18 protein-coding genes, 1 tRNA gene and 1 other annotated feature are annotated in these 14,462 nt (G+C 45.5%); of the genes, 3 read left to right on the top strand and 16 right to left on the bottom strand.

The features are described from left to right. Window positions 1–9: 9 nt before the first annotated feature. The 12 genes from FFM74_RS10510 to FFM74_RS10455 all read right to left on the bottom strand — a co-directional run bounded on the left by FFM74_RS10510 (window position 10) and on the right by FFM74_RS10455 (window position 7,967). Window positions 10–900, bottom strand: coding sequence for a polyprenyl synthetase family protein (locus FFM74_RS10510; protein ID WP_137626591.1), 891 nt, complete (start codon window positions 898–900; stop codon window positions 10–12). Further along, window positions 893–1,132 (bottom strand): exodeoxyribonuclease VII small subunit, encoded by a 240-nt coding sequence (locus FFM74_RS10505; protein WP_137626590.1) that lies wholly within the window; start codon window positions 1,130–1,132, stop codon window positions 893–895. Before FFM74_RS10505 ends, FFM74_RS10510 begins: the two co-directional genes overlap by 8 nt. Continuing rightward, the gene (gene xseA, locus FFM74_RS10500; protein WP_137626589.1) at window positions 1,125–2,477 is read right to left on the bottom strand and encodes an exodeoxyribonuclease VII large subunit; all 1,353 of its coding nucleotides are present in this window, start codon (window positions 2,475–2,477) and stop codon (window positions 1,125–1,127) included. Before xseA ends, FFM74_RS10505 begins: the two co-directional genes overlap by 8 nt. Further along, window positions 2,470–3,330, bottom strand: coding sequence for a bifunctional 5,10-methylenetetrahydrofolate dehydrogenase/5,10-methenyltetrahydrofolate cyclohydrolase (locus tag FFM74_RS10495; RefSeq protein WP_137626588.1), 861 nt, complete (start codon window positions 3,328–3,330; stop codon window positions 2,470–2,472). The genes xseA and FFM74_RS10495 overlap by 8 nt, the downstream gene beginning before the upstream one ends. 144 nt (window positions 3,331–3,474) lie before the next feature. After that, complete coding sequence (gene nusB, locus FFM74_RS10490; RefSeq protein WP_137626587.1) at window positions 3,475–3,894, bottom strand: transcription antitermination factor NusB; 420 nt, start codon at window positions 3,892–3,894, stop codon at window positions 3,475–3,477. Continuing rightward, the gene (locus FFM74_RS10485) at window positions 3,891–4,349 is read right to left on the bottom strand and encodes an Asp23/Gls24 family envelope stress response protein (RefSeq protein ID WP_137626586.1); all 459 of its coding nucleotides are present in this window, start codon (window positions 4,347–4,349) and stop codon (window positions 3,891–3,893) included. Before FFM74_RS10485 ends, nusB begins: the two co-directional genes overlap by 4 nt. 45 nt (window positions 4,350–4,394) lie before the next feature. Next, a complete protein-coding gene (efp, locus tag FFM74_RS10480) occupies window positions 4,395–4,952 on the bottom strand; it encodes an elongation factor P (protein ID WP_137626585.1) in 558 nt (185 codons plus the stop codon). A 72-nt stretch (window positions 4,953–5,024) separates the two neighbouring features. Continuing rightward, window positions 5,025–6,089 carry a M24 family metallopeptidase gene (locus FFM74_RS10475; protein WP_137626584.1) on the bottom strand — a complete coding sequence of 355 codons (1,065 nt, stop codon included), beginning with the start codon at window positions 6,087–6,089 and terminating at the stop codon, window positions 5,025–5,027. Window positions 6,090–6,213: 124 nt separating this feature from the next. After that, a complete protein-coding gene (gene rpmA, locus FFM74_RS10470; RefSeq protein WP_137607477.1) occupies window positions 6,214–6,492 on the bottom strand; it encodes a 50S ribosomal protein L27 in 279 nt (92 codons plus the stop codon). A 23-nt stretch (window positions 6,493–6,515) separates the two neighbouring features. Continuing rightward, window positions 6,516–6,851 carry a ribosomal-processing cysteine protease Prp gene (locus FFM74_RS10465; protein WP_137626583.1) on the bottom strand — a complete coding sequence of 112 codons (336 nt, stop codon included), beginning with the start codon at window positions 6,849–6,851 and terminating at the stop codon, window positions 6,516–6,518. Window positions 6,852–6,872: 21 nt separating this feature from the next. After that, a complete protein-coding gene (gene rplU / locus FFM74_RS10460; protein WP_137626582.1) occupies window positions 6,873–7,181 on the bottom strand; it encodes a 50S ribosomal protein L21 in 309 nt (102 codons plus the stop codon). A 22-nt stretch (window positions 7,182–7,203) separates the two neighbouring features. Next, window positions 7,204–7,276, bottom strand: a sequence feature (ribosomal protein L21 leader region). A gap of 61 nt (window positions 7,277–7,337) precedes the next feature. Next, window positions 7,338–7,967 (bottom strand): TetR/AcrR family transcriptional regulator, encoded by a 630-nt coding sequence (locus FFM74_RS10455; protein ID WP_137626581.1) that lies wholly within the window; start codon window positions 7,965–7,967, stop codon window positions 7,338–7,340. A 213-nt stretch (window positions 7,968–8,180) separates the two neighbouring features. On the opposite strand from FFM74_RS10455, the gene FFM74_RS10450 reads away from it, so the two are divergent. Further along, window positions 8,181–8,336: a hypothetical protein gene (locus FFM74_RS10450; protein WP_137626580.1), complete on the top strand. Its 156-nt coding sequence runs from the start codon at window positions 8,181–8,183 to the stop codon at window positions 8,334–8,336. A gap of 78 nt (window positions 8,337–8,414) precedes the next feature. Here the strand turns inward: FFM74_RS10450 and FFM74_RS13850 are convergent, their stop codons facing one another. Then, the gene (locus FFM74_RS13850; protein WP_263405177.1) at window positions 8,415–8,540 is read right to left on the bottom strand and encodes a hypothetical protein; all 126 of its coding nucleotides are present in this window, start codon (window positions 8,538–8,540) and stop codon (window positions 8,415–8,417) included. Window positions 8,541–8,739: 199 nt separating this feature from the next. Here FFM74_RS13850 and FFM74_RS10445 point away from each other — a divergent pair, with 199 nt between their 5' ends. After that, window positions 8,740–9,321 (top strand): hypothetical protein, encoded by a 582-nt coding sequence (locus FFM74_RS10445; RefSeq protein WP_137626579.1) that lies wholly within the window; start codon window positions 8,740–8,742, stop codon window positions 9,319–9,321. 79 nt (window positions 9,322–9,400) lie between these two features. On the opposite strand, the gene FFM74_RS10440 is transcribed toward FFM74_RS10445, so the two are convergent. The 3 genes from FFM74_RS10440 to FFM74_RS10430 form a co-directional block, all read right to left on the bottom strand. Continuing rightward, window positions 9,401–10,468 carry a GDSL-type esterase/lipase family protein gene (locus FFM74_RS10440; RefSeq protein WP_137626578.1) on the bottom strand — a complete coding sequence of 356 codons (1,068 nt, stop codon included), beginning with the start codon at window positions 10,466–10,468 and terminating at the stop codon, window positions 9,401–9,403. Window positions 10,469–10,485: 17 nt separating this feature from the next. Further along, on the bottom strand, window positions 10,486–12,381 hold the full coding sequence (locus tag FFM74_RS10435; RefSeq protein ID WP_137626577.1) for a PTS sugar transporter subunit IIABC: 1,896 nt from the start codon (window positions 12,379–12,381) through the stop codon (window positions 10,486–10,488). 183 nt (window positions 12,382–12,564) lie between these two features. Continuing rightward, window positions 12,565–12,638 (bottom strand) — tRNA-Arg (locus tag FFM74_RS10430). 735 nt (window positions 12,639–13,373) lie between these two features. Here FFM74_RS10430 and FFM74_RS10425 point away from each other — a divergent pair. Beyond that, a complete protein-coding gene (locus FFM74_RS10425) occupies window positions 13,374–13,922 on the top strand; it encodes a sunset domain-containing protein (protein ID WP_137626576.1) in 549 nt (182 codons plus the stop codon). The last annotated feature ends 540 nt before the right edge of the window (window positions 13,923–14,462 follow it).

Below are 14,462 nucleotides of genomic sequence, written 5' to 3'. Positions count from 1 at the left end.
TTAAGTCCTCTAATTCGTAAAATACGTTAAAAACGATGTCAATAGGCTCAAGTCCCGCTGACTCAGCCGTTCAGCACGATCAATGGCGGTTTTGGCAGTTGCTAGCGCTTGATTTAGCGCCACTTCAGCACCCTCTAAGCCTAACAGCCCGGGATAAGTATTCTTATGTTCGCCCGCATCTTTGTGCGTCTGCTTACCTAATTGTGCCGGCGTACTCGTCACGTCCAAAATATCGTCGTAAATCTGGAAGGCAAGTCCAAAGGCATCCCCAAAAGCTAACAACGCCGTTTGAACGTCAGCAGTCACATCCGCCTGAATTGCGCCAGCTAAGACCGCATAGTGAATCAGTGCCCCCGTTTTTTCACGATGCAATTGTTGTAATTTTGGCAAGGTTAAGTGCATCCCGGCACCTTGAACATCAGCCACTTGACCAGCCACCATTCCTTGTGGCCCCGCCGCTTGTGCCAGTGCTAAGGTCAATTTAGCGACTTGTTCGGCAGGTAAGCCACTATCGGCGAGCCATTGAAAGGCTAATGGTTGTAAGGCATCGCCCGCTAGAATTGCAATGTCTTCGCCAAACTTGACATGACTCGTCGGTTTTCCGCGCCGTAACCCATCGTTATCCATGGCTGGTAAGTCATCATGAATCAACGAATAAGTATGCATTAATTCCAATGCAACACTCGCCCGCAAATTCGCCGATGTGATTGGCCGATCAAACGCGGTTAACACTGCCAAACTCAGTAGTGGTCGCAACCGTTTGCCACCGGCTAACACCGAATAGCGAATCGCCGCGGTTAAACTGTCACGGTCACTTACTGCCCGTAAATTTTCGGCCAAATAAGTATTGAGTCGTGGTCGCCACTGTGCTTCAAAGGCGGCTAAACTTAGCTCAGTCATTAGAATCAGGCGCTTTTGGCTGTTCGAATGGGACTTCTGTGCCACTTTCGTCCATCATCTTGGTTAAGGTCTTTTCGGCCCCTTCTAACGTGGTTTGTAATTGTTTGCTCAAAGTCACGCCTTTTTGAAATTGATCCAAGGCTTGTTCTAAAGGCACATCGCCTTGTTCTAATTGGTTCACAATCGTTTCTAATTGCGTTAAATTTGCTTCAAAAGTTGGTTGATCAGCCATTTATCTTACCTCCATCAATTTTCGTAATTTGGGCCTGTGCTTCGCCGTCTGCAAAATGCACCGCGACGGTTTGTTTTTCAGCGACTTGTTTAATCGACCGGACAATTTGATCATCGTGCGTCACAAACGCATAGCCACGGCCCATAATCTTCAACGGACTCAATAAATCCAGTGATTGGATGGTCCGATTAAGTTGTTGTGCCTTGGTCGTTAAGACCAATTGGGTTCCACGCTGAAGGCGCTGTTGTAGATTTGTTAACTGCGTTTGGGCCTGACGAACACGATGAATTGGGGTTTGCTGGCCGAGACGCTGCGCCAACCGCTGATACTGCTGCTGGGACTGGACCAACCGTTGACTCCCCGCCTGTTGCAGTCGCTCGGTTAAGAAATCTAACTTTTGGACATAGCCTTCATACAACCGGTTGGGCTGCATGAACACGTATGACGTCGTTAATTTCGTCAATTGTTGTCGATCGCGGCGCAAAATATTTTGAAACCCATTGAAAATCCGCGTTTGATCCTGATTAAGTTGTAACAACACATCACGATACACTGGCACTGCTAATTCAGCGGCCGCAGTTGGCGTGGCAGCCCGCACATCCGCAACCAAGTCGGCAATCGTGGTATCCGTTTCATGCCCAACGGAGGAAATAACCGGCAATTTACTGGCCGCAATCGCCCGTGCCACAACTTCTTCATTAAATGGCCATAGATCTTCAATTGACCCACCACCACGACCAATGATTAGCGTGTCAAAGTCGCCACTAGCATTGGCCCGTTCAATCTGACGCGCAATTTCTGGAGCCGCTGCATCACCTTGTACTTGCGCCGGAAAAAGCACAATCTGCGCAATCGGGTAACGACGCCGGACCGTCGTGATAATATCACGAATTACCGCACCAGATTGACTGGTCACCACCGCAAGCCGTTTTGGAAACCGTGGTAACGGTTGTTTAGGCGCACTAAACAACCCTTCAGTTGCCAGCTTCTGCTTTAATTGTTCGTAAGCCTGATAGAGCGCACCGACACCATCTGGTTCCATGCGTTCAATATAAATCTGATAATTTCCGCTCGATTCATAGAGCCCAATTCGACCCACGACCAAGACTTTCATCCCAACTTCGGGTTGAAATTTCACCTTTTCAAAGGCTGAACGAAACATGATTGCCGCAATTTTGGCGTGGTCGTCTTTCAAGCTAAAATACTGATGCGTATGTGGCCGTGGCCGGTAGTTGGAAATTTCACCGGTCAAATAGACCTTGCCTAAATACGGATCAACATCGAATTTACGTTTGATATATTGCGTCAGTGCGGAAACTGTCAAATATTGCTGACTGTCACTCACCTAAATCACTCCATTTTGCTAATTCTACAGTTGTTTGCATCAAGGTAGCGATGGTCATCGGGCCAACCCCACCTGGAACTGGTGTTATCGCACCGGCAATTCCTTGAGCAGCATCAAAATCAACATCACCGACAAGTTTACCGGCAGCGTCACGATCCATCCCCACATCAATCACAGTCGCACCGGGCTTGATATCGTCACCCGTAATTAAATGCGCGATTCCGGTCGCGACGACTAAAATATCAGCCGTCCGTGCCACTGCTTTTAACTCTTTCGTGCGACTATGCGCGATTGTGACGGTCGCATTGGCATTCGTCAATAACGCCGCCATTGGTTTACCAACAATGGTACTCCGACCAATCACGACCGCAGTTTTGCCGGCCGGGTCAATATCGTAGGCTGCTAGCATCGTCATAATGCCCCGCGGCGTATTAGCGACTGGATAATTGCCTGGATAGTTGGTCAACAGCTTACCAATATTGGTTGGATGAAACCCATCAACATCCTTTTTCGGATCAATAGCCATCGTCACTAAAGGTTCGTTAATTTGTTTTGGCAATGGTGACTGCACTAAAATGCCATGAATACTTGGATCGACATTATATTCAGCAATGATTGATAGTAATTCGGCTTGTGTCGTTGTGTCTGGTAATTCCCGGACAATCGAATGCATCCCTAATTTTTCAGCTTTGCGATTCTTATTACGCACGTAAATTTGACTGGCTGGATCTGCTCCCACAATAATGACCACAATTCCAGGTTGAATGCCTTGTTCAACTAATTTGGCAACTTCAACTTGCGTTGCTTGATTAACCTTTTTCGCTACAGCTTTACCATCAATAAGTGTTGTCACACATGCCACGCTCCTTTGATTTGTCTTTTTTTATTTTAGCATATTCCAACCCTGATTATATAGCCGCTGCACTAAGAGTTCCTAAAAAAAGCCCGGCAATTTGCCAGGCTTTCCAAGTTGAACAAGTTATTGTTCGGTTTTAGACTAAATGTGATCGTTCATGACAGCCTTACCTAAGACGCCACTCACAAATTTCCGTGATTGGTCGTCACTGAAAGCTTTCGTTAATTCGATTGCTTCATTGACTGCCACTTTCCCGGGCACATCATCCACATATTCCAACTCATAAAATGCGAGTCGCAAGACAATCAAATCGGTTTTTGGCAACCGATCCAATGACCAAGTTTGACTCAAATACGGTTGAATTTTGGCGTCCAATTCCGCTTGATGTTCCGTGACACCGGTCACCAACGTACTGAGATAACTTGGAATTTCTAATTCCGCCGTTTCATCAGGATTAAGTAACTGTTGGTATAACTGATTTTCATCAGCATCCGGATTAGCGTTCAAAGCAAACAAGGCCTGAAACGCTTTTTCACGAATTTCATGACGCGTTAAACTCAAGATTCTTCACCGTCTTCATTTTCTGGGGTTTCAGGGTCTGCGTCACCAAACAGGTTATTCGGGTCAATCCCGCTTTCCGTCTTTTCGGTGACGATTCCGGTAATGTGTACATTAACTTCGCTCAGGGCTAAATCAGTCATAAACAAAATTTGTTGTTTGACTTTGTCTTGAATGGCTAAGGCAACTTTGGGTACGGACACGCCGTAATCCAAATAGGCATAGACATCAACACTGATTTGGTCATCTACGATCGTCAACTTGACACCTTTACTGAGCGACTTTTTACGACCGAACAACTCATTTACACTGGAAGAAATCGAGCCACGCATGCGGTTAACCCCTTCAATCTGGCTTACCGCGATACCAACGATTATCTCAAGCACTTCTGGTGCAATTTGAATTTGTCCTAAGCTGGGTTCTTTACTTTGTAACGTAATGTTGCTACTTTCAGCCATTTTGACATTCCTCCAATTCCATGTTTGTCGGCGCTAGCTTAATAATTAAGCCCGAGAAACGTAGGTACTGTCGACCGTGTTGACGATCAACTTGTCGCCAGCCTTAACGAAGAATGGCACTTGAATAATCGCGCCAGTTTCCAAAGTAGCTGGCTTTGAACCACCAGAAGCGGTGTCACCCTTAATACCTGGTTCGGTATCAGTAACTTCCAAAGTAACGGTGTTTGGCAATTCAATTCCCAAAACTTCGCCACCATATAAAGTGACTTGAACTTCCATGTTTTCCTTCAAGAATTTCAATTCTGTCTGGATATGATCGCCAGGAATTTCAAGTTGTTCGTAGGTGTCCGTATTCATGAAGACATAGTTGTCACCATCGGCATAAAGGTATTGCATCGTGCTCTTTTCGATTGGGGCTTGTTCCATCTTAGCACCGGCACGGAAAGTCTTATCTTGAACGGCACCTGTCCGTAAATTCTTAAGCTTTGAACGTACAAAAGCACCACCCTTACCAGGCTTAACGTGCTGGAATTCCACGATACGCCAAATGGCATGGTCTACTTCAATTGTTAAACCGTTTTTAAAATCTGCTGTAGAAATCATATAAAAGTTCCTCCTATGAAGATATCTTTATTACTATAACAAGACAGAGCCGCCATGGCAACTGTCTTACCATTACAAAATCAATAAATCGCGGGTCGCGGTTGTCAATCGTTCATGGCCCGTTTCAGTGACCAACACATCGTCTTCGATGCGCATGCCACCTAAGCCAGGAAAATAAACGCCGGGTTCAACCGTCACAACACTGTTACTGACAAGGGTTTCATCACCGCGAGTCGAAATTAAGGGACCTTCATGAATCTCTAGGCCAATGCCATGACCCATGCCATGATTAAAGGCATCGCCATAACCAGCGTCTGTGATAAGCCGTCGCCCAACGCCATCCAGATCGGCACTCAACGCACCAGGCTTAATCTGGTCAATCACTGCTTGCTGCGCCATTTTTACAGTCTCATACGCTGCGGCCAACTTCTGATTAGGTTGTCCTAAGGCAAACGTCCGCGTCATATCTGACGTATAGCCGTTCAAAAAGTAACCAAAATCTAAAGTCACGAGCTGACCGGCCGTTAATAACGCCTGTGATGCGGTCCCATGGGGCAAGGCGGCCCGAGCACCACCAAGGACGATCGTCGTAAACGACGGTCCACTAGCACCGTGTGTCCGCATAAAAGCGTCCAGCAAGTTGCTGACGTCAATTTCTCGCATCCCGGGTCGTACAATACTCGTGATGTACTCAAAACCAGCATCGGCCAATTTAGCGGTAGCTCGTAGCTGATCAATTTCATCAGCCGACTTCACCATCCGGATCTGTTCGACGACATTTGGTATGGCCACTAAGTCACTGACTAAGTTTTCATCCAAAAAGCTGTACGCAGTGTAAGGCAAGCCATCTTCGAAACCTAAGACACCGGTTTGTTGATCGGCAATCACGTCACACACTGCCCCAAGGTAGTCGCGCGTAATTATCAGATGGTCTTTATCAAATTGCGCCGCGAAGGCGGTTTGATAACGGGCATCCGTAATTAGATAGACTGACTTGGCAAGCACAAGTAAATACCCGTCGCCGGCCATGTCCGCCATCCCCGTCAAATAGTGGAGATTACCCTCACTTGAAACGAGAAACGCATCAATTTTTAACTGATCAAACCTTGCTTGTAACCGTTCAATTCGACCTGACATCCAGTCACTCCCATCATAACTCATGCTTTATTATACCAAACTTGGGTCACGACAACGTCCTGGAAGGTAAATTCACGACTAAAGCGTTAAAAAAAGAGCCTCAAGCAGAGGCTCTTTCAAAAGATTATTTTGCTGGGTAAACAGAAACTTGGCGCTTGTCGCGACCTTTGCGTTCGAAACGAACAACACCGTCAACCTTTGCAAATAATGTATCGTCGCCACCACGGCCAACGTTAACACCAGGGTAAATATGGGTTCCACGTTGACGATAAAGGATGTTACCACCCTTAACAGTTTGGCCATCAGCCCGCTTGGCACCTAAACGCCGACCAGCTGAATCACGACCGTTGGCAGTTGAACCGCCACCTTTATGGTGAGAGAAGAATTGCAAGTTCATTTTCATAGTAAGTCCACCTCCGAATGTGGTTATCGTGTTTGCTCACGAACTCGGATGTAATCCTGATAGTTCGCGGCAACATCGTTTAATCCAAGGCTGAAACTTTCAAGCAGTGTCTGTAATTGTGAATTTTTCAAGTCAAGCTTAGTAAAATTCGCAATGAGCAACCCACCGTTGGCTTCATCACTTTGGACATCGGGTTTTAGATGAGCAACTTGTTCAATCCCATTGATTGTACTGATTGCCAATACTGAAACTGCCGCACAAACGATGTCTTGTCCATAAGCACCTGAATCAGCATGACCTGTTAATCGAAAACCAGTAATTAACCGGTCAGGATTACGAGTAATCATTGCTTGAATCATAAAGAATGCCTACTTTCTTATTTATGCATTAATTGTGTCGATCGTTACCTTAGTGTATGGTTGGCGATGACCCTTCTTCGTATGAGTACCTTTTTTGGCCTTATACTTGTAAGTAATCACTTTACGTTCGCGGCCTTGTTTTTCAACAGTACCTTCGACCGTCGCACCATCAACAGTAGGCGTACCAATCTTGGTTGAGTCGCCACCGACAAAGACTACTTGATCAAAAGTAACCTTGTCGCCTGCAGCAGCATCAAGCTTTTCAACATAGATTGCTTGGCCTGCTTCAACTTTATATTGTTTACCACCAGTTACAATAATTGCGTACACGTTTGTGCACCTCCTTAAATTATGAATCACTTAGACTCGCCAAATTAAGCGTCATGACTGAACTTAATACTCAATTCGTGCGGTTGTAGCTGTAGAAGTCCACAAATACAACAAGAGAATACTATCAAAATACCGGGGACTAGTCAAGTGATATTTTTATTGAACGAAGAAATCAGTGAAGGTAATATTACGCGCGGTCATTAAATGATGTAGCTTTTTGATACACTTGGTCAGATAGCGCGGCGTATAAATCATGTCGTGGGCTAGCCAATCCGTGATAATTCCGGTCGTGGCTGAGACATAATACGCGATTTGAACACTCACTGGCACTTCCAAATCTGCAAATTGATCTTCAAAATCATGATAAAACCGTTGCATCCATTGCGTCAGTTGTTCATTGATTCGACGATTGACCGCTAACTGACTTTGGTCCAGCAATAACGTTTTAAACGCTTCAGCATGCTGATCAACATAGCCTAACGCCTTGGACAACGATAGGACTTGAACCCGTCGCAATGGATCGATCGGATTCGTAATAATATCGCCCACTGGCACTGTCACGATGGCCTGATCAAATAAATCAGTCACCAAATCGTCCAAGGCTTGATCAACAAAAGCGGGTTTATCTTTATAATGAAGATAAAAGGTCCCCCGAGTCACTGAGGCAGTGGCCGTCAATTCTTGGACTGAGATATTCTCAACTTGTTCATTTTGTAATAACGTTATTAATGCTTGCCGCAAATGTCGGCGGGTCTTATCGACGCGTGGATCCATGTCGTGACTCATTTAACTTCCCTACTTTCTCAATTAAATTAAATATAACATCATTTTAAGAAAGTGTCTAACAGTTCAGATAACCGAGACAGATTGTGGCTAAATGTTTATAATTTTAAGGAATTTTTCAAAAAAAACTGCTTTTTGATTAATTTTTGTTGCAATTTACGTTATACTAGCTTTACAATAATTGTTATTGGACTAAATAAAGGAGGAATTTCTCTCATGACCGAAGTACGTAAACCATACAATACATGGGCATCACGTCGTCCAGTTGCTGATAAGCAAAAGCGCATTCGTCGCGAAAAGCAAACTGCTGCCATCCAACGTTTCGCTGCTGGCAAGACTGAAACCATTGAATCAACACCAAAAATCAAGTAATCTAAAAAAAGAACTGACCACTAGTTGGTCAGTTCTTTTTTGGTTTAATTAATACCATTGTTTGACCTGTCAAAACCGCTAATGATTCTCGCGGGAAGCAGTGAAATGTTTGCTTGCTTCATTTTCCTTCTTGACAAAATTTGAATAATATTGAACGCCGCCAGCAATGGCAAGCATGCCAATAATCGCAAATACTGAACCCATAAGCGTCACACCTTCCCTTTCTCTGATTACAATTATATTATCGTTATGTTACAGGAATATTTCAAGTGAAATGATTGAATTTAATCAATATTGACCTGACCTTTAACTTTTCTTAAAGTATTCAACCCATTTAATCAATTTAAATTTGAAAATTTGGCTTCAACGTGTAAAATTTAACCTATCAACTGGAGGCGTACTCATGGCTCAACAACCTGTAATCTATCGGGCTAAACCGTATGGCAATCTGTTACTTATTTTAGTCAGCATTGGGTTTACCTATTTCGCGGTGACCAATTTAATCGAGTTTTGGGGTGACCCTTGGTTCTCAACCGCTTATGATCACGTCTGGGACAAAGACTCTGGCTATGTTTCACTGTCAGTGCTCGAGGTTGACCTTTGTGCTTGGCTCGCCATCGGTTTATTCGGATTTGGCGGCCTAGCACTGATTTGGCAGAGTACCACGCGTTTTATCATGGGGCGTCGCCAAGTCCTAAACATTGACGCCAATGGAATTGCGCTGCCGATGTTCACCCGTAATTTTAACCGGATTCCATGGCAAAATGTGCAAAAGTTAGCCAGTTATGAGGATACCTTGCACATCACACTTGTGAATCCCCAAACAAATTGGCAGCCAGCCGTCAAAAAACTCGATCGCGCAATCAGTCAGACGGATCAGACACTAACCATTCCGCTTTATCAGTACGCCTATTGGAGTACTTGTGATGAAACTAAACTAAAGCGTGATCTAAAACGATTGAGTGCCCAGTACATTCAGGCCTAGCTCATTGTGACCAATCAAAAAGAACTGTCAGCAGCTTTATCGACTGCTGGCAGTTCTTTTTTTGCTGATGACAGATAACTTAATCAATCGCCAATTGGGCCGCTAAAAATTGGGCCACTAATTCGCCACCCGCTGCTGAGAAATGAATATGGTCACCGCAATCAAAGGTAGCCGCTAGCCGCTGATCAGCCGTCGCAACGAGTTGATCAAAATCGACAGTATTTGGCGAGGAACGCAAATAGGTATTGACCGTCTGGCGAATCTGTTCCTTGGCGGGCGTCCAAGCAGGCTTTTCACCGATGACTCCCGTTTTAAAGGGCGTAATCGTCGCTAACGTTAACCGCAGCGACCGCGTTGCCGCTAATGTCTGAACTTGCTTAATTCCGGCAATGAGCGCCGCTGCAGTGGGTAATTCTGTCTGTGGAGAGCCGTTGCCCGGATGCAATAAATCATTAAGTCCTTCCATAAAAATTAACCAATCGACCGACTGCTCGGACAATAAGGCTGGCAAGCGGTTTAATCCGGCCAGACCAAAGCTTGGCGACCAGACAGAGGTTGAATTCCCGGCGCGCAACAAACGGTTACCCGAAATGCCCCCGTTGGTCAATCCCCATTGATCTGGTGCAGCAGTCATTAATTTTTGTGAAAAAGCGGCGGAATAGTAACCTTGATTCGTTAACGAGTCACCAAAAAACAACAAAGACTTAACCGGCTCGGCACGTTCAATTTCGATTGCAACCGGACCATAAAAGTATGGCTGATTCCTCCCAATCACCCGAATCAGGGTTTGATCAAACGATTGGGCCAACGTTTGCGGATTAACTTCCGGTGAAACTAGCGTGATGGTTAACCACGTTCCCGCTTGAATCGGCAGTGGCAGCCAATCGCTCCACAGACGCCCCCACGCTGGCACTTGAAAGCTTGACTGACGGTTAACTGTCACCGACATCGTCTCCGAATCCGCGTTGGTGACCGTCATGTCCTGAATCGGCAATGGCTGATTGCCATAATCGTTCGCTAACCAAAAACGCAAGCGTGGTGCCGATAACGATTGCTTAATTTGAATCGTCTGCTGATGCTGCCCATTAATCCCCTTAAGATTAGGAAAATGAGCAACCATTTGACGCCAGGCAATTGCAGTAACCATTTAAACCCCTTCTTCATTTAAACTGTTTGATCTGATGGTTTCATTTTATCATTAAAGCCGACCAACCAAGTCAAGATGAACGCGACGAGAAAAGTTAAGCCATGTGAAATCAGATAATTATAAAAATTTTGATCAATCCCGACTTTAGGATTAATAAATGAGGCAAAGCCCACCAAGCCACCGGAAAAGCCATAATTCAATAAGTATAAGGCACCGGCAAGGGCCCCGCCAAAAATATTAGCCAAAGTGACCATATAGAAAACGCGTTTATATTTTAAGAGCACCCCATAAATTGCTGGCTCACCGACGCCACACAACTGTGAAATCGTGGCGCCAAAACCGATCTGCTTCAACTTCTTTTGATGGGTCTTCAGCGTCACCGCAAATACGCCACCAGCAATCCCCATCATTAAAACTGATGAAAAAGCATTTAACATACTGTAACCATGCACGGCTAAATCATTCACGATAATTGGAATCAACGGCCAATGCAGGCCAAAAATTACGAGTACGGGGAAGATCGCGCAATAGATGGCGCCACCGATAATCGCGTTGAAATTCAGGGCTGCCATAATCCCATCTGCCAACCAATCACTCACTTGCGTAATTGCCGGACCCAGCACCAAAACGATTAGTAAACTTAAAATTAAGACTTCAATAATCGGGATAAAAATGGCCGCAACGAGTTGTGGAATGACTCGTTTTAACCAGCGCTCTAGGTATACCGCCAACCAAGCAGCAACTAAGATTGGAAAGACCGACGCCGCGTAGTTCATGATTGGAAAGTGAATACCAAAAAGCAACAACGACGGTGTTTTACTACCAGCAATCGCCGCCAACGATGGATAGACCAACACGCCACCGACTGTTGCCAAAACAATCTGATTTGAGCCCAACTTTTTGGCAGCCGTCACGCCTAAAATAACCGGCAAGAAATGAAAAATGCCATCAGCAATTGCACTGATCAGCACATACAGTGGTGCGGTGGCCGTCAACCATTTAAAGCCCAGTGTCATAGCTAGTAGACCCTTGACAATCCCGGCACCTGCCAACAGGCCAATGATCGGCATCATCGCCGCAGTGATTACCCCAACCAGTTCACCAAATCCCCATTTGATACTTGGCCACAGGCCGGTTGGACGTGGTGTTTTCACAGTTGCGGTTGTGTTGGGCGTCAAGTTGGCCATCACGGCATCATAAAAATCATTAACCGCCGCCCCAACGACAACCTGATATTGACCACCAGCTTTGACCACATCAATTACCCCTGGCAAGGCCTTAATGGCAGCATCATCTGCTAAATTGTCGTCATCCAAGTAAAACCGTAAACGGGTGATACAGTGAATCAGGCTGTTAATATTCTTCTGGCCACCAACAAGCTCAATCAATTGCGTGGCAATCGCCGCCGGACTGGTTGCTTGCTCACTCGTCTTTGCCGTCGGACCGGTTTCAAAAGTGCAGGTCGTTACCGCCTGTCCAGCTTGCACAGCTTGTGGCGTGATTGCGGTCAACTCGGCCGCGATGTCAGCCGTATTCGTAATCACAACGACAACCGTTGTGGCATGTCCCGCTGCTTTAATGGCGGCTAAATCCATTGTACCCAGCGGCTGACCGGCCATAATTGGCTGTTGAGCTTGTGCGGCCAATTCAAACGGTGCCCCTTTCATCATCACCGTATCTAATCCAAGATGCACCAGGACTTCCACCCCGGTATTTGTCAGAATAGCGACTGCATGCTTGGTTGGCGCCACAAAACTGATGACACCACTGACTGGCGCAACTAGGTTGCCATCATCCGGCTCAATGGCATAGCCTTTCCCCATTTTTTCAGAAGCAAAAACAGCATCAGTCACTGAAGTAATCGGTTTCAATTTTCCAGTAACTGGCGCTTGTAACGTTAACTTCGTTGCCATAAAAAACTCCCCCTTTAAAACTAACTTTCACAACCAAGCTTCATTCTAACGGTTCAAGTAATCCAAGTGGTTCACCATGACTTGTTCACTTACTGTGCAAACGAACGTCTTTCTGGCAAAAAAATAGATCACTGTTAAATGGAACTTTAACAGCGATCTATTCAGGTCGATATAAACGATTTATGTCGCGAGTGAGACTTGAACTCACAACCCTCCGCTTAGAAGGCGGATGCTCTATCCAGTTGAGCTACCGCGACAACAACAAGATTAATTATAGATAACAAAATAAACCCTGTCAATTCTTATTTAAGCCGTGTCTGTATTAAGTTTTACTCGATTTTCTCTAAATTCATTATCAAGTGGATTAATTTCCGCCTACCGGGGGCTTCGTTTGGGGCTGGAACGCCATGAACCATTTTTGAGCCAAAAGGCGGTCTCAAAAGCTGGTTTTTGACTAACCGCGGATAAAACCATCCGCGCTAAGTCAAATGCCACGGCTGAGCCCCAAACGAAGCCCCCTCACGGCTAAAAATGTACACTGTTTTAATTGCCATTCAGCTCAAAGCCCTGATCAGTTGCCTTCTCACTGAACTAATCAGAATTTAAGGGTAAGTCAACCCAATAGACCATTCATAGCACTTGAACACCTGCCTGTGATTGCTAGGCGAATGAGATATTTAACTCCCGAACAAACGCCAACTTATGCTGTACTAAAGTTATTAGCCATTTGGATTTTCTTTGAGATTTCCTAAATTTTGCCACAACCGACCGCTTATCTCTATTTGATACGCGATAACTCAAGCAGGGATGAAGAAGCTTATTTGTCGACCAGCTTTTCCGACTAGGAGAATTTCGACACTTGCCGAATCCGCGCTTGACCAATTCAGTCGGATTATTTTTGAAAATTAAAAATGAAACCCAAAAGCAATGCGTATTTAATTAATAGTGGCTCAAAGTCACGCCTAAATTTTATTCTTTGGAGGATTTCAAACATGAAACAATTTAAGCGTCAAGCGTTAGGTCTTATTTTATTAGCTGCCACCGGTCTCGCATTAGCTGGTTGCAGTTCAGAAGCCAGTACCGAGGCGACCACCACTAGCTCATCGACAGCCGTATCAAAATCAAGCAAAAGTAGCACGAGCGCTTCGTCCGTCAGCAGTTCCAGCTCTTCCGCTGCCAGTCAGTCAATCGAAGCGTTAGATGCTAGTATCACTGACGAAATTACGCAGCCATCCAGTTCTAGTTCTTCAGCTAGTAGTCAGACCGCATCAGCGACATCAAGTACAGCCAGCTCAACAACCACCAACACGTCACAGTCAGAAGCTGAGGCAACACCGACACCGGTAACACCAAAAGTAACGCCAACTCCCGCAACGCCCAAATCTGGCGCTGAAAAAACAGCCGTCATTTGGGGTAACCCTAAGAGCAAGATTTATCACGTTCCCGGACAACATAGCTATCGCAATGCACACGGCAACGGCGTCCAATTTGGCAGCGAGGCAGAAGCTCAGGAAGCCGGTTATCGACGGTCAATGAAATAATTTCCAACTTAAGGAGCTATGACCGCGGTTGTAGCTCCTTTGACATCTCCAAAAACTTTTCAACTACGATCGAACTTTCGACCGTTTTCACAAATCCGTTTAACCGACAAAAGGTTGAAAGGACAAAAGGGCTCGTAAACACTGTCATATAGTCAACAGCCACTTCCAAATTAGTCGCGATCCCGCTCCGGCAGACCTAATCTAAAAACAGTTAAATTAGCTGTCCGTCGCCGCTGATCCCATCGGTCGTGACCGTGGCGTTGGGTCAGTATGTTTCTTGTCGGCGTTACGCCACGGACGGACCGGGACGTTTCTCAGGCTTGGACCGGTCCCACGGCCGCATGTTATCAGTGGCGACTGGAAGCGCCCATGTCACTAATCTTCAAGCCCTAATCATTGGAAATGGCGGTAGTTGCTAACGATTTTTATCTTTAGTTAAACAACAAAAAAGTGTAGCCCCAAAGCCTGCGCTAGGCCCTGTCAAGTTGTCAGATGAAATAATATAAATTTACTGTTGTCTCTAAGCGACCTCATTTCGGT

Origin of the sequence: Lactiplantibacillus pingfangensis (assembly GCF_005404945.1) — a bacterium.
Lineage (GTDB): Bacteria > Bacillota > Bacilli > Lactobacillales > Lactobacillaceae > Lactiplantibacillus > Lactiplantibacillus pingfangensis.
This window is presented reverse-complemented; position numbering and strand designations above follow the sequence as displayed.